Here is a 19528-nt window from a genome sequence, read left to right as displayed (position 1 = left end):
ATTATGGTGCTATGAAACCTAGAATAGAAAGGAACATAAATATGAAAACGCATACTTTTAAAAAGAAAGCCCAAGCACTGATTTTGCTTTTTGCAGCTTTTGCTCTGGTTTTGGCGGGGTGTAACAGCAGTGGGGGGCAAAATGCAAGCAATGAGGAAGTTAAGGAGAAAACCATTCACATTTTTCAGTTTAAAGTAGAGATTGCAGAAGCACTAAATCGCATGAAGGGGGAGTATGAAGCGACTCACCCCGGGATTAAGCTCGACATTCAGACCGTAGGTGGGGGTAGTGACTATGGGGCGGCGTTGAAGGCCAAGTTTGCTTCTGGTGAACAGCCGGATATTTTTAATGTCGGCGGATATCGTGAGCTGGATACGTGGATGGAATATTTGGAGGACCTATCCGACCAACCTTGGGTTGGTGATGTGGTCGATGTCGCCAAAGAACCGATGACCAAGGATGGCAAGCTGTACGGTCAGCCAATGAATCTGGAAGGATACGGCTTTATTTATAACAAGGATTTGTTCAAAAAGGCTGGAATCACCGAGCCTCCTAAAACGCTGTCTGAGCTGGAGGTTGCTGCGCAAAAGCTGCAAGCCGCAGGGATTACACCTTTCTCCAATGGATACCAGGAGTTTTGGGTGCTGGGCAATCATTTGCTGAACGTGGCATTTGCTAATCAGCCAGACCCGTCGGGCTTCGTCAAGGGACTGAATGATGGCACAGCCAAAATTCCGGGCAATGCTGTATTCGCCGAGTGGATCAAGCTGCTCGATCTGACGCTCAAGTATGGCAATTCGAAGCCGCTCACGACTGATTACAATACGCAGGTAACGAACTTTGCCACTGGCAAGGCTGCCATGATGCAGCAAGGGAACTGGACTCAGGTCCAAATTGACGGAATTAATCCGAAACTGAATCTGGGTATTCTGCCTATGCCGATTGGTGAAGATGCAACAGCCGGAGATAAGCTGTTTGTAGGTGTCGCCAATAACTGGGTGGTTAATAAAAATTCGTCTGTCAAAGCTGAGGCCAAAGAGTTCTTAAATTGGATGGTGACATCCGAGCAAGGGAAAAAGTATATCACCAAGGAATTTAAGTTCATTCCAGCGTTCAAGAGCATCAAAGGAGAAGAGGCCGATATGGGCCAACTGGGTGCCGAAGTGGTGAAATACAGTCAGGAAAATAAACTGCTGGGCTGGTTCTTTAGCCGTTATCCTGAAGGAGCGCAGCAAGAATTCGGAAGTCAGATGCAAGCTTATGTGGCAGGTAAATCGGATGCTGGGAAGCTGTTCGAGGATTTCCAGAGAACATGGGATAATTTGAAGACCAAATAATTAAATAAAATACGCAGAAGAGCCTTCGTATGTCAGGGAGATTGCATGATCCTGAACATCCGAAGGCTTTTTTTGTTAACATAATTATACATTATAATAAAGCAGTACAATATCCCCGCGGCGTTCTATTTCTTGGAGTTCAAATGTACTTGGCAGTGTTCCTTCTGGAAATAACGGTATTCCTTGTCCAAGCACTTTAGGAATGATCGCAATGATCGCCTTTTCCAGCAGTCCAGCCTGCATGAAGGCCTGAACTAACTGACCTCCACCTACTAGCCATACCAAACCTTCCGATTGTTTTTGCAGACGCGGAACTAGCTCAGACAGAGCCTCGTCCGTAAATGTAACATGCGGTGCTTGCTCATGCTTCGCTAAAGACCGGGTGAGTATATAACAAGGCTTGCCAGCATAGGGGAAATCATCGGAAAGCTTCAATACCTCTTCATACGTCAGCCTGCCCATCAGTAGCGTGCCTACAGTGTCGTAAAAGTCGGCATATCCATTGTCGCCACCATCCCCTTTGACATCAAACAGCCAGTCCACCGAGCCATCCGGCAGTGCAATATACCCGTCAAGACTCACGGCAATATACAATACGACTTTGTTGGATTTTATAGCATCCATGGTTCATCACTCCTTTCTATCACCTATGTTACAATCTATTTATGACATACTTTGTCGTAGTAAAATAATCGTTTAAACTTTATTTTTATTAGAGGAGTACCTTATGAACGAACGCAGAATCGCACTTATGAGGATACTGGATTCCCGAAAAAAATATACGGCACGTGAGCTGGCCGAGCGGTTTGGTGTCTCCGTCAGGACGATTCAAAGAGATCTCGACTATTTGCAGCAGACCGGGTTACCCCTGTATACCGAAACCGGACCTCATGGCGGCTATCGGGCACTTCCCAATCGACTTCTTCCTCCCCTTCATCTTGCTCGCGATGAGGCTTTTGGTCTTTTTCTCATGCTGCAGCTGCTGGAAAATATCCCGGACATCCCCTTCGGGTCGGTGCGGGAGCATTTATCCGAGCACTATTATGCCGAGCTTCCTCAGGATGTGCGGGATAGCATCGATCAATTCAAGGACTATATCGCTTTTCGGATGATGCCGACTCACGCAGAATCACCCTACACCTCGCTCATTTTGGAGGCTGCGTTGAATAAACGTCGGTTGAACATGCTTTACCGCTCCGCTTCTGGGGACAAGTGGACGAAAGTATATCCGGTGGGGCTCTATTTTGATCACGGATATTGGTACATGCCTGCGCAAAGCGGAGATCGGATCATTTTGTACCGCTCAGACAGAGTGATGACAATGACCATACTGGAAGACACCTTATCCGGCCTTCCCACCCTTAAGGAATGGTTGACTGCGGAGGATTCGCGTACGGGAATTCCGTCAAAAATAGAATTTACACCATTAGGTGCTCGGCTGGCGGAATCAGACCCCCTCTTCCAAAATGTTTCTCATGAGAAATCGCGGGGTCAGGAATGGTACGGACATATCCCGGTCGAAGAGTTTAAATATGTATCCAGACTTCTGTTAAAATACGGGCCGGAGGCCGAGGTTATATATCCGAAAGAGCTGCGCATGCAAGTCAAACGGCTGCTGCAAGACAGCCTGAATCCTTATCTGAAGGATGATGAGGCCGATCAGGAAGGATAAGTCTCTTAATTGTTAATTACATGAATATTTAAGGTTATTAACGTATGACTTTCCAATTATTTTTGTGATAAAGTTTTGAAAAGAGCCCGTTTTCGTATATGATGAAGAGTAATAATTCAAAAGGCTGGACGGGAGACAGATATGAATCAACCGCTTTATGGAATATGGCTCGGAGATGTGTTTTTTTGCTTTTCTGGTGAGACGTCGGAACCACGTATTGATGCGTGGAGCAGTGTGATCCGCAGGCTGACGCTGAAGGGAGACCTTCGGCCGTTTCGGCAGGCTGCGTTGCGTCTTGCCGAGGTGCGGATACCTAACAATGCTCGCGTGGAAACCGCGGGCAGAGGTGGCAAAAGACGTTCCATGCTGGGGCGTACGCTGGAGGGTCTGGCACTGGAACCTCGCGAGACGATGGCTCTGCTGACTCGCTTGGACGAGAAGGGCTGTGCGGCTTCGGGCATTACGCTTGGCGAGGAAATGCAGTATTGGCAAAAGGCTGCTTATTTTGCACTGGAGCTGATGCAGCGGGGCGAAATCGTGCCATCACTTACAGAGGCGCGTCCCTCTGGACCGCGACGACGCGGTCCGGATGCGGCGGTAGGGGTGTGGATTCCTCGGCTTCGCGAAGAGGAGGACATCCGCCGCTTTCATGAGCTGGCAGCTGCGATGCCGGCTGTTTGTATGGCAGCTCCGGCCGTTTTTGCGGGCAAGGAGCCAGAAACACGTGAGGATGCAGCTGGAATGGTGCTGTATTCCTTCTTGTGTGCGGTCGTTCATGCAGAAACGACCGCGGTGCTGGCTGCGTCAGATCGTGAGCTGGGACGATATCGGGCAGATTATCGGCGCGGAGGATCACCGCTGGCGGAGCTGTGGTGGAACAGTCTGTTGACGGGTTCGCGTCAGGTTGCGATTCAGGGAACGCCTGCTGAGATGGAGGAGCTGGTTCTTCAGGCGTCCTCTCTTGAGGGAAGCACGATGCCTGTCACCGAACGGGAAGCCAAGGAACCCATTGAAGGGCAATTGCGTCTGTGCCTTCGTTTGGAGCCTTCTTTGGAAGAGAGTATCCAGGAATGGCGCATTACCTTTTGGGCAGAAAGCGATGCAGAGCCCGGATTACGACTGCCTGCTCTGGCATTGTGGGCATATCCTGAACGTGATCTGGTTCGCGGTGAAATTGTGTACCGTCAAGTGCAGGCGCAACTGCTGACGAGGCTCGGACAGGCGGCTGAAGCGGCACCTATATTGCAGGAAGCATTAAACCGCCCTTATCCCGAGGGGTTGACCCTGGAGCCGGAGATGTTCTTCCGCTTCCTGACGGAAGCCGTACCTTCTTTACAAAAGAACGGTATCACTGTGCAAATGCCTTCACGCTGGAGCCGAGAGGGACGAAGACGTGCAGGCTTGCGGCTTAAAATGCGCTCGACAGAGCAGGGGGCCAAGCCAGATGGTGTGATCGCCGATACATCGGCCGTTGGCATTAACCGCATGATTTCGTTTGATGCCGAGGCTGTGCTGGGGATACGGCCTTGACGATGGAGGAACTGGAAAGCATCGTCGCGGCCAATTTGCCATACGTACGTCTCGGAGGGGAATGGATCGAGGTAGACCCCAAGGAAATTCGTCAGGTGCTGCGCTTTATCAAGCGCGGAGAAAACGGTGAAATGAGCTTGTCCGAATGGATGCATTTGGCTGCGGAAAATGAAAGTGCAGGCGAGGCCTCATGGAAGGGCTTGTCTATCTTTGGCGCGGAATCCGCCGGATTGCTTGCGTCGTTGGCTGAGGGAGGGGTACTCCGTTCCGTAGAGCCGCGTCCTGTGCCGGAGACGCTGCATGGTGCACTACGGCCGTATCAAGAGCGGGGTTTTCAATGGTTGGCTGCGATGCGCGGATTGGGCTTTGGTGTGTGCCTGGCGGACGACATGGGGCTGGGTAAAACGATTCAGGTTATTACCTGTCTGCTCGATGGTGGCATCGGAGCAGAGGATCAGCGTCCGGCGTTAATCATCTGTCCGACGTCCTTGCTTGGCAACTGGCAGCGGGAATTGAAGCGCTTTTCACCGGATTTGTCGCTTTATATTCACCATGGCAACCAGCGACTCCACGGGGAGCAGTTTCAGGAAAATGTACGCGAGTATGATATCGTCCTCACTACCTATCATTTGGCGGGCCGGGACGGCAGCGATTTATCTGCGGTCTACTGGTCTTCCATCGTGTTGGATGAGGCGCAATATATAAAAAATGCACGCACTAAGCAGGCACAAAGCGTCATGAAGTTGTCCGCCCCACATCGGATTGCCATGACAGGTACTCCGGTAGAGAATCGCTTGAGCGAACTGTGGTCTATTTTCCAATTCCTGAATCCAGGGTATCTTGGTACAGCGTCTTCATTCCGCCAGCGGTACAGTCTGGCAGGAGAGGAACGGGGGTCCGCGTTGCGTGAGCTTCATCGTCTCGTCTCCCCGTTCATGCTGCGTCGGCTCAAAAGCGATCCGGATATCCGCAAGGATTTGCCAGAGAAGCTGGAGTTGAAGTCCTATTGCGTACTGACACCAGAGCAGGCCGGATTATACCGCGGCGTGGTGGATCAATTATTGGGAACACTGGATGGACAAGTCGGTATGGCCCGCAAAGGGCTTGTCCTGTCGTCGCTGACCAAGTTGAAGCAAATCTGTGACCATCCGGGTTTAATTATTCCAGGCCGTGCTGACAGCAGTAAAGCCGAAAACTCGGGCAAAATGGAGCGACTGCTGGAATTGGTAGAAACCATTCGCGAGAACGATGAATCGGCGCTGATTTTCACCCAATATGTGTCGATGGGAGAACTATTGGTTTCCCGTTTGGCCAAAATTTTGGGAGAAGAGCCATATTTCCTGCATGGGGGACTGGCGAAAACCAGACGGGACGAAATGGTTCACAACTTCCAGCAGGGAAAAGGACCGAATATATTCGTACTTTCCTTGCGTGCAGGTGGCGTGGGTCTGAACCTGACGCGTGCCAGCCATGTCATTCACTATGATCGCTGGTGGAATCCTGCGGTGGAAAATCAGGCGACAGACCGGGTATTCCGTATTGGTCAAAGTCGCAATGTACAAGTGCACAAGTTGATTTGTCAGGGGACACTGGAGGAAAGAATCGATGAGCTGATCGAGAGCAAAAAGGCACTGTCCGAACAGGTTGTCGGCTCGGGTGAACATTGGCTCACCGAAATGTCTGATGATGAACTGCGTGGTCTGATTGCGTTGCAAAATGATGTATGGATCGAGTGAGCAGAGAAAGGATGAAGGCGATGACGAGACCGCGAGTGAAGCTGGACGTAACTGACGGTCGATGGATCGTGGGATTTGACGGAAATGGGCCGGAAGGTGAATCGACGGGTGTACCTTCCGCACAACCCGTCCAATGGACTGGCCCAGTGCCTGTACTGAACCTGGAAGAGCGAGGGGCATGGCTGGAGCAGCTAAAAGCGGAGCCTTTGGACATCTACCGTCTCCTGAAAGGAGAAGCCTGCCTGTCGCTGGATGAAATTGTTCAACTCGCAGCTGAGACCGCCGTTTCCAGCAGAGAGAATGGAGTGGGTGCAGTCGAAGACGTGAAGGAAGCTCTTCAGGCTGGACTGAAAAACGAGCCCCAACACTGTCCGGCGTTGATCGGAATGACGCCGGAAGAGCTGCTGGAGTACGTGTTTAGTGCTTGGGCTGGAGAGTTATCCCATGTGCAGAGAACCTCCCCCGCGCTTGAGCCTACCTCACGCGCGGAGGGCGGACGCAGCGGATCGGCAGCAATTAGCGAATGGATTGCAGAATCCGCAGCTGAAGGAGCATTGCATCGTCCCGGAGCAGGCTTTCATGCCATTGAAATCCATCTGCCACAGAAACTTGCTTTCAAGAAGGAAACTGATATTACGTCTTTGCTGCCGAGGTTACCCCGTGCTGAAGAAGCATTGAAACTCATACGTGAACGGGTAGCCGAGCGAGCTCGGGCTGCAATCCCGCAAAAACGTCATAATCCGTAACAATTCGGGGATATGCTTCCTTTTTCGAGACTGTTCACCTTCATTGGATAGGATAACAGCTTCGAAGTGTGTCCAAAGTTCAGTTACAATGGGGAAACGGAAAAGTCACTGCAAGTCATGTATCAATTGCAATATTGGAGGAGATACCAGCATGAAACGACATATACAACAGACGCGCACATCTCAGCGATGGACTAAAGCGCTTATTCCGGGGCTGATCCTGCCGGGCCTATTGCTAGCAGCGTGCCAGCAAGGAGGATCAGGTGGACAGGAAAGTGAGCCATTAAAATCGTCTACAGCGGTACAGGAGAATGTACAGCCTTCCACCCAGCCGGATGCGGGGAATGGCAGCGCTAGCGCTGGACAAGCCACCGCGGGTACTGGAAGCGGACAAGCTGACCCTGTAATGGCGTTGCGGAGCCAGAGTGCGCTGCAAGCTACGGTTAAGGAAGAGGATGGAACAGCGGTTGTTACCAATGCGACTTCAGATACAGTCGTTGTGAACAAAAAGCGCAGCTTGCCTGTGGGCTATGTCCCGGATGATCTGGTGGAGCCGCAGGTGCCTTTTTCCTTCGAGGGACCGCATGAGAAGCGGCATTTGCGTAAGGAAGCGGCAGAGGCACTGGAGAAGCTGTTCGACGGTGCGAAAAAGGACGGCATTGAGCTGCGTGCGGTATCGGGATACCGTTCCTATAAGCGTCAGGTGTCTATTTTCAACAACAATGTAAAGACAAAGGGGCAGGAATATGCCTCTAAAGTCAGCGCCGTACCAGGTACGAGTGAGCATCAGACGGGATTGTCCATTGACGTATCCAGCCCCAGCGTAGGCAATGAGCTGGAGCAATCCTTCGGTGCTTCTAAGGAAGGTGAATGGCTGGAACAACATGCACCGGAATACGGATTTATTATTCGTTATATGAAGGGTAAAGAAGATGTGACCGGCTATGTGTACGAGCCTTGGCATATCCGTTATGTGGGAGTAGACATTGCAGAGGATGTAGCCAAGCAGGGGCTGACACTTGAGGAGTATTTCGACGAAAGCAATATCAAACTATAACCGCTACAACCAAGCCGTAATCCTGGGGATTGCGGCTTTTTGTCGTATTTTTCTTCCAAATTGAACCTTTTCAAGGTAGAATCTCGTATAGTGAACGACGACAGATGCTTGAATTTGTAGTAAACCTCATGACAGAAGCGTACAGGAAGGGAAGGGAATCATCATTTATTATTCATTAACGTATCGCGAATGGTCAGAAGACACTCAAAAGGAACTGCGCAGCCTGACACGGGAGTCCGTATCGGGAGATGAGCTGTTCCTGCGCAAGCTTGTAGACGCTACGCGTCTCCATGACAAGCTGTGGGCGCATATCTCGAATGAAAGTGAGGAGCATACGGATCATTCCGTCTATGTAACCGAATTTACGGGGGAACGTGCGAAGCCTTACGGCGCGTCGATCACAGACCTCGTCCTGGCTAGTGAGGGAGGCTACAGCTCCACATTCAGCGCCATGTACTGGGTATGGCATGAGCCTGCGTTCCGTAGCATGGATCAGCGGGAAGGTTCGGTATTTACCTTGGAGCTAGCCCAGCGGCTATTGGATCACTATACGGTTTTGGGTGGCAAAACATACGAATTTATCTATTCAGTATTGGACCCTCAGCTGAAAAAGGTGCATTTGTTTGTGAAGGAGGTCGATCTGTGATGGAGCATTCTTGGGAAACCATGAAATCCAAGCCCGGCTCTCGTGCACGGATGGCGGCCTTTGCCCTGATGCTGGCTGTCCCGGCCGCTCTGACGGGTTGCGGTGACGACGAGTATTATGACTGCGACGAGCTTCCTGTATCGGAGCAAACGGCCTGTCGGGATTCAGGCAGCAGCGGGTATTATTATGGCGGATCGACCTATTATAATGGAGGCTCCTCATATCATAATAGTCGTTCGTCTTCCAGCTCTTATCGCAAAAGCTCGTCTTCATCTTCCAGCTCACACAGTGGTTTTGGCAGCAGCGGCTCACACAGCGGCTTTTTTTCTGGGGGTTAAGATGAGCAAGCGTACGATTCAGCAATTACCTTATGAACATGACGAGCTTTTTAAGGGTGAAATCAGCCGTATGATTCCGTATCATCGCATGTACGGCAAGTCCTATTGCGTGCCAGCCTTAACAGTGTATCAGGACAGCGAGCTGGCAGAGCTTCAAGCTGCTTCCGAGGCGGTACATCGTATTTATCGCAAGGTCCAGCAATTCATCCAGCGCTATATGCCAGATGAATATCTGGTGGAGCGATTGGGGATTCATCCGGGCTTGCTGCGTGCTGTACGGATGGAGGCCGCGCCGGATGGCATAACCCGTCAGGACTGGATTGTGGGGGAAGCGGGGATCAAATGCATTGAGAATAACACCGATACTCCAACCGGAATTCCCGAAGTGGCTTATCTCGAAGGAAAGCTGCTGGAAGCGCTGCGTAGTGAGGGAATGTCAGAGGATGACATTGCTTTATATGGACCTTCCTCTGGAATGGATGAGGCGATTCAGTCTGCCTTGACGGAGCTCATTCATTTTTATAGCCGTAAGGGTTTGGGGACAAAGGTGTATTTCACTTGCTATGATTGGCATGTCGAGGATCAGACAAATACCAAATATATTATGCATTTATGTGAACAAGCCGGGTTTGAAGTGGTTTATGCGCCATTGGAAGAACTAGAAATCATCCCGACTGAAGGATTGTATCACCGGGGAGAGCAGATTCACATCCTCTATCGCCTGTATCCGCTGGAATATCTGATTGAAGATCGGGAGGAGGACACAGGGCTTGAGGTGGGGCAGGCGCTAATGGATATGGTGGCAGACGGGAAAATAGGACTCATTAATCCGCCGCAGCATATCATTACCCAGAGCAAAGGGTTCACCGCAACCGTATGGTCGCTGTACGAGCGCAATGAGCAGACACCGGCGTTCTGTGGTTTTCGTTTGTTTGACGACCGGGAGCTGGAGGTTATACGAACCTATCTGCTACCTACATATTTTGAGCCATCCGTGTTTATGCAAAATAAAGAGCCTTATGTGGCCAAAGGCATATGGGGCCGAGAGGGTAAAGGGACGCACTTGATTGAACATCCTGAATCCGAGGAGAGACTGGAATGCGTCTCGGGAGTGGCCCAAAATGCGAAGGCTGACCAGCCTGATCTGCTGCATCAAGCTGATGCTCCACTAACGCCTGAACAGGAGGAAGCCGCACATATTGCCGCTTATTACGAGGAACAGCCTAAGATTTATCAGCGGCTGTGGCCCATGCAGAGCGCAGAGGTGCAGACCGAGGAAGGGCTATTTCACGGCTACGTGCTGACAGGCATATTCGTGATCGGGGGGCGTTTTGCGGGGGTCCTGCCGCGAATCGGTGAAAAGGTAACAGGGGATATGGCCTATTATTGCGCTGCCGCCGTTGCCAACGAACCTTCTAATCCACCCGCTGTATAAGCTGAATTGCACAATGTACACTATTCGAACAGATCTGTTCCTATTCATAAGTATCATAAGGAGGAAAAAAATTGGACTCTCATATCAGTTTGGGCAACGCATTGGGCAATGTAGGTATCGGCCTGCTTATCTTGTTTGCCATCTTAATCGTAGGTTATTTTGTGTTCAGCTTGCTGACACGTTATAACGATAATCAGGAAATCGCACGCGGCAATGAAGCGGCAGGTATCTACATGGGGGCAAAGCTGCTAGGTCTGTGTATTATCGTGGGAATGGTGTCGTATAGCAGCCATTCATGGCTCGATATGCTGACCTGGTCGGCCGTAGGCATTGTAGTGCTGTGCCTGGTCTATGTGATTTTTGATCTGGTAACGCCGCGTACCAAGGTGTGCGAGGAAATTGCTAAAGGCAATGTGGCTCTGGCACAACTGCTACGCTCAATCATCATCGGGGTATCTTTTGTCGTAGGTACATTTTTGATGTAGTCGAAATGATGTAGTTAATATAGAGAAGAGGTACAAAGAATCTGCAAAACCGAACAACGGAGCTGCAGATTCTTTTTTTTACGGGGAATTGTATTTACTTGGTGGGGACTATTCTACAAAGGTAAGGGTGATACTGCATAGCAAAAAGAAATGTGCTCCAGAGATCAAATCAAATTGCAAAGAAGGGAATTCTGAACATATGAGTACCTTTACCTCCCCAATCCTACCCATTCGGGTGGGGATCATCGGCTTGGGCTTGATCGCTGAATATCATATCAGATCATTACACAGCATGTCGGGGGTATCGATTGTGGCCGTTAGTGATGTAAACGCGAACCGCCTTCAAGTCATCGGAGAGCAATTGCAACTGCCTGCTTCCAAGCGGTACTCCCATTATGAAGCATTGATCCGTGACCCAGAGGTAGATGCGATTCTGTCGCTGACACCCAATGATGTGCATTTTGACATTATTAGGATTGCGCTGGAAGAACACAAAGCTGTACTGGCAGAAAAACCATTGACGCTCACGTGGTCTGAGGCAGGTGAATTGAAAAAGCTGTATACTGCGAATCCAGTGCCTTTGCTGGTTCACTACAAGCATCGCTACGGAGCGGCCTTCCAATATGTCAAGCAACTGCTGGAAGAGCATAAGCTGGGTAAAATCTACAATATTCAATTCCGCTATCTAATGGATTCATTTTCACCGTATCGTCAGCATCCGTATACATGGCGACACAATTTAGCCAAGGCCGGCTCTGGAGTCGTGGGGGATACTGCCTCACATATTATTGATCTGGCCCGTTTTCTGATTGGTGAATTTAAAAGCGTCGCGGCGCTGCTACATATCATTACACCTGAGCGGCCCGATCCGGTCACGGGTCTGCCTGTAAAAGTGGATGTGGAAGATCTCGCCGCCTTTCATGGTATCATTGGCGATAATACCGTGGGTACCTTCATCACTCACAAAAATGCCATCGGCAAACGTCACGATATCGAAGTGGATATCTACGGCGAGCTCGGTACGCTGCACGCTAGTCTCAATAATCCGGAAAGTATTCGCATCGTGCTGCGTGACCTGGAACACCCGGATGCCGAATACGAGACTTGGGGTGTTCCTGCAATCTATAATCATACAGCCGATGGAGACTTTATTAAGCTGGCAAGAGGGGAGTTCGTAGACCGAGCACCCTTGTTCGATGACGGATACAAGAATCAATGGGTACTTGAGAAAATTCTGCAATCCTGGAGAGAGAACGGGCGTTTAGTAGAAGTGTAAGAAGATACGTAATCCTTATTACAATAGCCTGTTTGGCTTCCTGATGATCCTATCTCTTTTCTTGCTGCACTCTTGCCCGTCTAGCCCCGATCAGCCTCCAGCCTGTTAACAATGCCGCTACAAGACAGATGGAAGCAGATGTCATAAAGACTACATGCATGCCTGACAGAAAAATTTCAGGGTGACCTGGCACCAATCCAGTGACCCGATAACCAGCCTCTTTACTCATAATATAAAAGAGAATGGTTGTGGCCAGCGTGATCCCTACAACCATCCCGACGTTGCGCACCAGTGAATTAACACTTCCGGCTGAGCCAAGCTGTGTACGGGGTACCTTGGACATAATCAGCGAATTGTTCGGCGATTGGAATAAACCACTGCCAATACCCAGCATGGCAATCCACAGACCGACGAGCGGGATGGAGCTACCTGCATGCAGCTCCGCTAATCCAATTTGGGCAACGACCATAACGACCAGCCCGGCGAAGGTGAGTAGTTCAGATCCGATTTTATCGGACAGCGCACCGCTGAGCGGGGCTACGATAACCATAGAGATGGGGAACAGCATCAGCAAAAATCCGGCATAAAAAGGCGACAAGTTCAGCATATTCTGTGCATAGAAAGGCGATATGATGTTAAAGCAGAAGTTAGCGACGAACACCAGAAAAGCGCACAAAATACTAAGTGAAAACAATGGATTTTTGAATAATGTGAGCTGTAACAGCGGCTGTGGACGACGAAATTCCAATCGAATAAATGTGGCAAAAGCAACTACGGCCACCACCAGCGAAGCAATAATGCGTGCGTCTCCATACCCGACCTGCTGTCCCAGCAACAATCCGACGAATAAAGTGAGAATAAAAATAGCAAACACCAGGCTGCCAGGAACGTCGATCTTATCCTTCACCTTGATCAGATCCTTAGGCAGAAGCCTCCAGCCCAGAAAGACAGCGATCAGGCCTATCGGTACATTGACCCAGAAAATGTATTGCCAACCCAGCGAGGAGACAATAATACCGCCCAAGCTCGGCCCGGCGATACTACCCAAAGAAACGAAGGTTCCGATGAGGCCAAGCGCTTTGCCCCGTTCAGTAGACGGGAAGATATCTGTTACGATCCCTTGGCTGTTCGCCATGGTCATGGATGCTCCAATTGCCTGAATGATGCGCGAGATCAGCAATAGGGAGAGTGAAGAGCTAAGACCGCACAATAGGGAGCCAAGAATGAATATGATGGTGCCGATTTTGAATATTTTGATTTTACCGACCATATCCCCTAGCTTGCCAAAAAATAAAATAGCGGTACATATCGCCATTAAATAGGCGGTTGTCACCCATTCAATCTGTGCCACAGGTAAATGTAACGTGCGAGACAACACAGGAAGAGCAATATTAACAATACTTCCATCCAAGGTGGACATAAACGTAAACAGATTTAAAACAATCAAAATCATCCAACGTTTCTTCTGAACTTCGATATTCTCTTGATAGGTTGCAGCAGTTGTAGCAGTTGAACTCATCATTAACACCTCTTTATCGTTGACAGTTCCTCTTTAGTTGCATACGCAACTAAATGAACGGTTCTAGTGTACAGCAAATTAGTTGCGTGCGCAACAATAGTATTGTAAACTTTGTTTTGGTCCCAGCTGGGGATTGCCATTTTCAAGCCAATGAGGTGTATTTGATGAGAAAAAAACCGATTGGAAAGCTAATTTCCCACCTGTACCGTCGAAATCAAAAAATACTGTCCAAAAAACTGGCTCCTTATGGAATCGGCAGTGGGGGACAACACAGTTTCCTAAAGCTGATTTTGCAGCGGCCGGGCATTACACAGGAGCAGCTGACGAATGAACTTAAATTTGACAAGGCAACCACGACGCGCTCTGTAAAACAATTAGAGGAATCAGGCTACATTGAACGTAAAACGGACCCCAATGATCGTCGTTCCCAACTTGTGTCTCCTACGGCCAAGGCGTTAGAATTCGCTCCTGTCTTACAAGGGATATTGGACGAGCTCAATGCCGGTCTTGCCCGCAATTTATCCGAAGAGGAAGAGGACCTTCTAATCGACTTACTGCAAAAGATTAGTACAGATCCTGACGAATAAATAAATCAGGAGTTAGCATAGAGGATCGGCGGGTAAAAGAAAAAGGAAAAAAAGAAAAAGGAAAAAAGAAAAAAGCAGCTATCACAGAGAATACCCAGTGGTGGCTGCTTGGTGCAGTCTGAGGGTTTATTGCACGGGAGAACGGTCGCCACTTATATGGCATTCGCAATTCAGTCCAAGCTAATCCCTTCAAACGCATTCATGACTAATTGTCGCACATAGGCATCGTCTAATGGATAACCAGTTACCAGCAATCGATAAAAAATCGGCCCATAAATGAGATCGATACATAATTCAACATCGAGATGCTCCTTCAATTCCCCGCGCTCAATTCCCCGCTCAATTAGATGCCTGGCTTCAAGTCTTCGAGGATGGAAATATCGTGTTCGGTATGCCTCTGCTAATCCTGGATCAAGTTGCCCTTCACCAATTAACTCCGTAATGATTTTACCTTCTCGACTGGTTAGAAACCGTACTAAATTCGTAGCATGAATAAGAATATCGTCCAATACACGACCTGTGTCGGGTACGGGCAATCTTGCCATGGTAGCTGACAAGAAACCATCCATTACTACGGCAGCTTTGTTAGGCCACCATTTATAAATGGTGGCTTTGCTCACTTTCGCTCGCTCAGCAATTTTTTCTACCGTAACAGCCCCAAATCCTTGCTCCAACAGTAGTTCATAAGAAGCGGTAAGGATAGATTTTTGCGACTCAACATTACGCGGACGTCCTCTTTTACTCTGCACTGGAATGCTCACCTTCTTACATAGATATAAGAAAACATAGAAAAGTAAACTATACGTTCAGTATATCAAATATCGGGTAAGAATAAAAATTTGAATTTGCCTATTTACAAAACGAAACGTTCAGTATATTATTTGATTATCGAATTAACGAACTATACGTTCAGTATTTAAATTCTTGAGGAGGATTATCATGCAAAGAGAACAACAAGCCGTAGAAGGTAACCGTATTTCAAATTGGATGATGTTTCTGTTGGCAGCAGCATGTGGCCTTATTGTTGCCAACCTTTACTATGCTCAAACTCTGGTAGGGCCTATTCATGTGGCGCTGGGTCTTTCTTCCACAACAGCGGGCTTCATTGTCACCTTAACTCAAATCGGTTATGTTGTGGGATTGCTGTTTATCGTACCGATTAGTGACATTATTGAAAATCGACGTCTAATGATCGTATCGCTCATCATTACAGTCTGTGCATTGCTCGTTGCTGCCTTCGCTCCCAATGCCACGTTGTTCCTTACTGCATCCTTGTTCATTGGAGTTGGATCTGTAGTTGCCCAAATACTGGTGCCGTATGCTACCTATTTAGCATCCGAAGAGCAGCGCGGCCGGGTTGTAGGGAATGTTATGAGCGGACTCCTGCTAGGGATTATGTTCGCACGTCCATTGGCAAGCTTCATAACCAGCATCTGGGGATGGCAAGCCGTATTTATTATGTCAGCCATTGTGTTGACGTTGTTGACGATTCTCCTGTCGAAAGCACTTCCGGAGCGCAAGCCTGTGCCTACGGTATCTTACAGTAAACTGATTTTCTCACTAGGTATTCTGTTCAAACAAACGCCTGCATTGCGCCGGCGTGCCCTATATCAAGCCTGCTTATTTGGTGCCTTCAGCCTGTTTTGGACGGTTGTTCCTCTACGCTTGGCGGATGATTTCGGCATGTCTCAGCAAGGGATTGCACTGTTTGCTTTAGTAGGTGTAGGCGGCGCAATAGCTGCTCCGATTGCCGGGAGATTGGCTGACAAAGGCTGGAGCAAAGTATTAACCGGGCTAGCTATGGTCATTGCCGCCTTGTCCTTTTTGGTCATCTATATTTTTCAAAGTCATTCGACGGTTGCGCTCATACTTCTCTTTATTTCAGCGATTACACTGGATATGGCTGTATCGGGAAATCTTGTGCTTGGACAGCGTGTTATTTACTCCTTGGGAAGTGAAGCGAGAGGGCGTCTGAACGGATTATTCATGTCTATCTTTTTCATAGGTGGAGCGATTGGATCATCATTAGGTGGTTGGTCTTACGCATTAGGTGGTTGGAATTTAAGTGCTCTGATTGGAGTCATCTTGCCTGTGCTGGCTTTACTGTACTTTTTCACTGAGAAAGAAACGAGTGGAGACGTACGAAAGAAACAAAACGGGTAAAGATCATCTTTAGGCTATGCCGTACGCAAAAGCATGATCATTAAAATGGCTGTTCCCAAGAGAAAACAAAGGGGCGAGTAGAGCACGGTGTCCCATTTTGCAAAAACAGTTCCTTTTTTTCTCTTGAAGAACCCCACCCATTTGAAATCTCCTATTGAACGTAAAATAAATAAGCTCGACAACAAGCCTGCACCGTAGGAATAGAAGGAATGAAAAAACCGAAATGGTGCAACTCCCCCTAGCTGCAGGACGAACCAAGCGGCTAAAGCTAGTAAAAAGGCAACAATTGATGTCCCTATTTTGGAGGGTTTAAAGAGCAAAACTGTTTGCTGCATTCCCTTCTGGATTAAAATCTCTTTCATAAACTCCATTCTCATCTGTTCAACTTCATCGAGTAAGGCTCGGTAACTATCATCCTTCAATGACAGCTTGCGCAGATAAAACATAAAATCTCCCCGTTTTGTCTTGCCGAACATCTGGGTTAGCACCTCTCTGATCCGTTCATCTGCTGCCGCATGAATGATGGACGCGGCAATAACATTGTTCTTCTGTAAAGTTACATAAACGTCCACTTGAAATACCTGCGAATTTGATCTATAATGCTGTAGCATATAGTAATATTCAAGGCATTGACCAAAGACATGATTTCCTTGAAGGGCCGTTCAGAGAGAAAAGACGAGGCTGAGAGCTTTTCCGGCAACCGCATGTGAAGTTACCCCTTTGTAGCTGTGACGTTGAACGTGTAACTGTGCAAGCTGGCAGTGACATCAGTAAGCGCCCACCGATTTATCCCCGTTAACGGATACCAATGGAGGGCCACGCAGGTCGTGCATGAGCATGTTCCGATGAACATGAATGTACGTACAGCAGCGAGCCGAACTAGGGTGGAACCACGAGCTGAACGCACTCGTCCCTTGAGGGAGAGAGGCGTTTTTTTGCGTTCAATTTTGATATAGCACACAATTTGAAATGGAGGCTTTAATCGTGAGTATTCAAGTGAAATTGCCGGATGGAGCCGTACGCGAGTACGAGCAGGGTGTATCCATCGCCGACGTGGCGGGTTCGATCAGCTCCGGTCTGAAAAAGAATGCAGTAGCAGGTAAAGTGAACGGGAAGGCTGTAGATCTGAACACCGTTTTGGATCAGAACGTTGACCTTGAAATTATTACGCTGGACAGTACAGATGGTCTGGAAATTTATCGTCACAGTACAGCGCATTTGCTGGCACAGGCGCTCAAACGCATTTACGGTGAGAAAAACGTGAAGCTGGGTATTGGTCCGGTCATCGACAGCGGCTTCTACTATGACATTGATATCGAAAACCCATTGTCCGTTGACGATCTGGCGAAGATCGAAAAGGAAATGACGAAGATCGCGCAGGAAAATCTGCCGATTACACGTCGTGTGGTCAGCCGTGAGGAAGCCACTCGCATTTTTGGTGAACTGGAAGATCCATTGAAGCTGGAACTGATCCGTGATTTGCCGGAAGAAGCGGAAATTACGATTTATGATCAAGGCGAATTTTTTGACCTGTGTCGTGGTCCGCATTTGCCATCAACTGGCCGTATCAAAGCGTTTAAACTGTTAAGTGTAGCGGGCGCATACTGGAGAGGCGATTCCAACAACAAGATGCTGCAACGTATCTACGGAACAGCATTCCCGAAGAAAGCGCAACTGGATGAGCATCTGCACTTGCTGGAGGAAGCGAAAAAACGCGACCATCGCAAGCTGGGTAAAGAACTGGAACTGTTCATGTTCTCCGAAGAAGCACCGGGCATGCCGTTCTACCTGCCTAAAGGTATGGTTGTCCGTACTGCGCTGGAAGATTACTCCCGTGACATTCAACGTTTGCATGGCTATGAGGAAGTACGTACACCGCTGATGATGAACAACCGTCTGTGGGAACAATCAGGACACTATGACCATTACAAAGAAAACATGTACTTCTCCGAAGTAGATGAAACTACATTTGCTCTGAAACCGATGAACTGCCCGGGGCATATGCTTGTGTTTAAAAATGAACTTCATTCTTACCGCGATCTGCCGATTCGTATATCCGAATTTGGACAAGTGCATCGTCATGAGCTGTCCGGTGCGTTGAACGGTATGATGCGTGTTCGTACATTCTGTCAGGATGATGCGCATATTTTCGTGACACCAGAACAGATTGAAAAAGAGATTACAGACGTAATCAAGCTGATTAACGAAATGTACAGTGTGTTTGGCTTTGAATTCACAGTGGAATTGTCCACACGTCCGGACGACTTTATGGGCGAACCAGCGCTGTGGGATCAAGCGGAACAAGCTTTGCAAAACGTACTGGAACATCTGGGCATGAACTACCGTATTAATGCGGGAGATGGAGCATTTTATGGTCCAAAAATTGACTTCCACATTCTCGATGCGCTCAAACGCAGCTGGCAGTGCGGAACAATCCAATTGGACTTCCAAATGCCTGAGAAGTTCGACCTCACTTATGTGGGCGAGGATAACCAGAAGCACCGTCCAGTCGTTATTCACCGTGCCATCTACGGTTCGATTGACCGCTTCATGGGCATTCTGACTGAGCATTTTACAGGTGCATTCCCATTGTGGTTGGCTCCTGTTCATGCGAAGCTGTTGCCTGTATCCGAGAACTATATCGAGACTGCCAATGAGGTGCAGGAAGCGTTGCTGAAAGCGGGTCTGCGCGTCGAAGTGGATACTCGGAATGAGAAGCTTGGTTATAAAATCCGTGAAGCGCAATTGGAGAAGGTTCCATACATGTTCGTTATCGGAGAAAATGAAAAAACAACCGGTACTGTAGCCGTGCGCAAACGCGGCGAAGGCGATCTGGGATCATTCAGTATTGCGGACATCGTAGAGAAAATCAGCACAGAGATTCACGAGAAGCAGTAATATTTGATTAGAAAAATGTGCAAAAGAGCCGTCAAAACCATGATCATAGTGGTTTTGACGGCTCTTTATTTATACATCATACATAAGTTCCTAAGCTCCAGCA

The 19528-nt window shown here is 48.6% G+C and carries 16 protein-coding genes and 1 pseudogene; 13 read left to right on the top strand and 4 right to left on the bottom strand.

Going from position 1 to position 19528, the window contains the following annotated elements; translation table 11 throughout:
- The first annotated feature begins 41 nt into the window (after positions 1 to 41).
- The gene (locus G7035_RS05710) at positions 42 to 1337 is read left to right on the top strand and encodes an ABC transporter substrate-binding protein (protein WP_017428031.1); all 1296 of its coding nucleotides are present in this window, start codon (positions 42 to 44) and stop codon (positions 1335 to 1337) included.
- Positions 1338 to 1421: 84 nt separating this feature from the next.
- On the opposite strand, the gene G7035_RS05705 is transcribed toward G7035_RS05710, so the two are convergent.
- Positions 1422 to 1961, bottom strand: a complete 540-nt coding sequence (locus G7035_RS05705; protein WP_017428030.1) for a dihydrofolate reductase family protein — start codon at positions 1959 to 1961, stop codon at positions 1422 to 1424.
- A gap of 103 nt (positions 1962 to 2064) precedes the next feature.
- On the opposite strand from G7035_RS05705, the gene G7035_RS05700 reads away from it, so the two are divergent.
- From G7035_RS05700 to G7035_RS05660, 9 genes and pseudogenes are all read left to right on the top strand, one after another.
- Positions 2065 to 3009, top strand: coding sequence for a helix-turn-helix transcriptional regulator (locus tag G7035_RS05700; protein WP_017428029.1), 945 nt, complete (start codon positions 2065 to 2067; stop codon positions 3007 to 3009).
- Between the two features lie 141 nt (positions 3010 to 3150).
- A pseudogene (locus G7035_RS05695) lies at positions 3151 to 6275 on the top strand (DEAD/DEAH box helicase).
- Between the two features lie 20 nt (positions 6276 to 6295).
- On the top strand, positions 6296 to 7021 hold the full coding sequence (locus tag G7035_RS05690) for a hypothetical protein (protein WP_017428028.1): 726 nt from the start codon (positions 6296 to 6298) through the stop codon (positions 7019 to 7021).
- Positions 7022 to 7172: 151 nt separating this feature from the next.
- Positions 7173 to 8078, top strand: a complete 906-nt coding sequence (locus G7035_RS05685) for a M15 family metallopeptidase (RefSeq protein ID WP_016819500.1) — start codon at positions 7173 to 7175, stop codon at positions 8076 to 8078.
- A gap of 451 nt (positions 8079 to 8529) precedes the next feature.
- A complete protein-coding gene (locus G7035_RS05680) occupies positions 8530 to 8724 on the top strand; it encodes a hypothetical protein (protein WP_016819501.1) in 195 nt (64 codons plus the stop codon).
- On the top strand, positions 8724 to 9062 hold the full coding sequence (locus G7035_RS05675; RefSeq protein ID WP_019686022.1) for a hypothetical protein: 339 nt from the start codon (positions 8724 to 8726) through the stop codon (positions 9060 to 9062). Before G7035_RS05680 ends, G7035_RS05675 begins: the two co-directional genes overlap by 1 nt.
- A gap of 1 nt (position 9063) precedes the next feature.
- Positions 9064 to 10497: a glutathionylspermidine synthase family protein gene (locus G7035_RS05670; protein ID WP_019686023.1), complete on the top strand. Its 1434-nt coding sequence runs from the start codon at positions 9064 to 9066 to the stop codon at positions 10495 to 10497.
- A gap of 71 nt (positions 10498 to 10568) precedes the next feature.
- Positions 10569 to 10982, top strand: a complete 414-nt coding sequence (locus G7035_RS05665) for a DUF350 domain-containing protein (protein ID WP_016819503.1) — start codon at positions 10569 to 10571, stop codon at positions 10980 to 10982.
- 199 nt (positions 10983 to 11181) lie between these two features.
- The gene (locus tag G7035_RS05660; protein WP_019686024.1) at positions 11182 to 12258 is read left to right on the top strand and encodes a Gfo/Idh/MocA family protein; all 1077 of its coding nucleotides are present in this window, start codon (positions 11182 to 11184) and stop codon (positions 12256 to 12258) included.
- A 49-nt stretch (positions 12259 to 12307) separates the two neighbouring features.
- On the opposite strand, the gene G7035_RS05655 is transcribed toward G7035_RS05660, so the two are convergent.
- On the bottom strand, positions 12308 to 13777 hold the full coding sequence (locus G7035_RS05655) for an MFS transporter (RefSeq protein ID WP_019686025.1): 1470 nt from the start codon (positions 13775 to 13777) through the stop codon (positions 12308 to 12310).
- 164 nt (positions 13778 to 13941) lie between these two features.
- On the opposite strand from G7035_RS05655, the gene G7035_RS05650 reads away from it, so the two are divergent.
- A complete protein-coding gene (locus G7035_RS05650) occupies positions 13942 to 14364 on the top strand; it encodes a MarR family winged helix-turn-helix transcriptional regulator (RefSeq protein WP_017428023.1) in 423 nt (140 codons plus the stop codon).
- 170 nt (positions 14365 to 14534) lie between these two features.
- On the opposite strand, the gene G7035_RS05645 is transcribed toward G7035_RS05650, so the two are convergent.
- Positions 14535 to 15113, bottom strand: a complete 579-nt coding sequence (locus G7035_RS05645; RefSeq protein WP_017428022.1) for a TetR/AcrR family transcriptional regulator — start codon at positions 15111 to 15113, stop codon at positions 14535 to 14537.
- Between the two features lie 190 nt (positions 15114 to 15303).
- On the opposite strand from G7035_RS05645, the gene G7035_RS05640 reads away from it, so the two are divergent.
- Complete coding sequence (locus tag G7035_RS05640) at positions 15304 to 16527, top strand: MFS transporter (RefSeq protein ID WP_019686026.1); 1224 nt, start codon at positions 15304 to 15306, stop codon at positions 16525 to 16527.
- Between the two features lie 14 nt (positions 16528 to 16541).
- Here G7035_RS05640 and G7035_RS05635 read toward each other — a convergent pair whose 3' ends face one another.
- Complete coding sequence (locus G7035_RS05635) at positions 16542 to 17099, bottom strand: DUF3995 domain-containing protein (RefSeq protein WP_230877410.1); 558 nt, start codon at positions 17097 to 17099, stop codon at positions 16542 to 16544.
- 412 nt (positions 17100 to 17511) lie between these two features.
- Here G7035_RS05635 and thrS point away from each other — a divergent pair, with 412 nt between their 5' ends.
- The gene (gene thrS, locus G7035_RS05630) at positions 17512 to 19425 is read left to right on the top strand and encodes a threonine--tRNA ligase (RefSeq protein WP_019686028.1); all 1914 of its coding nucleotides are present in this window, start codon (positions 17512 to 17514) and stop codon (positions 19423 to 19425) included.
- The last annotated feature ends 103 nt before the right edge of the window (positions 19426 to 19528 follow it).

The organism is Paenibacillus polymyxa, from assembly GCF_015710975.1.
GTDB lineage: Bacteria > Bacillota > Bacilli > Paenibacillales > Paenibacillaceae > Paenibacillus > Paenibacillus polymyxa.
Note: the sequence above shows the minus strand (reverse complement) of the source record. Positions and strands in the feature narration are given on the sequence as shown.

Bases quoted from the DNA above. Each gene is read 5' to 3' on its own strand.
- G7035_RS05710 (WP_017428031.1), top strand. From the start codon at position 42: ATGAAAACGCATACTTTTAAAAAGAAAGCCCAAGCACTGATTTTGCTT.
- G7035_RS05705 (WP_017428030.1), bottom strand. From the start codon at position 1,961: ATGGATGCTATAAAATCCAACAAAGTCGTATTGTATATTGCCGTGAGT.
- G7035_RS05700 (WP_017428029.1), top strand. From the start codon at position 2,065: ATGAACGAACGCAGAATCGCACTTATGAGGATACTGGATTCCCGAAAA.
- G7035_RS05690 (WP_017428028.1), top strand. From the start codon at position 6,296: ATGACGAGACCGCGAGTGAAGCTGGACGTAACTGACGGTCGATGGATC.
- G7035_RS05685 (WP_016819500.1), top strand. From the start codon at position 7,173: ATGAAACGACATATACAACAGACGCGCACATCTCAGCGATGGACTAAA.
- G7035_RS05680 (WP_016819501.1), top strand. From the start codon at position 8,530: ATGTACTGGGTATGGCATGAGCCTGCGTTCCGTAGCATGGATCAGCGG.
- G7035_RS05675 (WP_019686022.1), top strand. From the start codon at position 8,724: ATGGAGCATTCTTGGGAAACCATGAAATCCAAGCCCGGCTCTCGTGCA.
- G7035_RS05670 (WP_019686023.1), top strand. From the start codon at position 9,064: ATGAGCAAGCGTACGATTCAGCAATTACCTTATGAACATGACGAGCTT.
- G7035_RS05660 (WP_019686024.1), top strand. From the start codon at position 11,182: ATGAGTACCTTTACCTCCCCAATCCTACCCATTCGGGTGGGGATCATC.
- G7035_RS05655 (WP_019686025.1), bottom strand. From the start codon at position 13,777: ATGAGTTCAACTGCTACAACTGCTGCAACCTATCAAGAGAATATCGAA.
- G7035_RS05650 (WP_017428023.1), top strand. From the start codon at position 13,942: ATGAGAAAAAAACCGATTGGAAAGCTAATTTCCCACCTGTACCGTCGA.
- G7035_RS05640 (WP_019686026.1), top strand. From the start codon at position 15,304: ATGCAAAGAGAACAACAAGCCGTAGAAGGTAACCGTATTTCAAATTGG.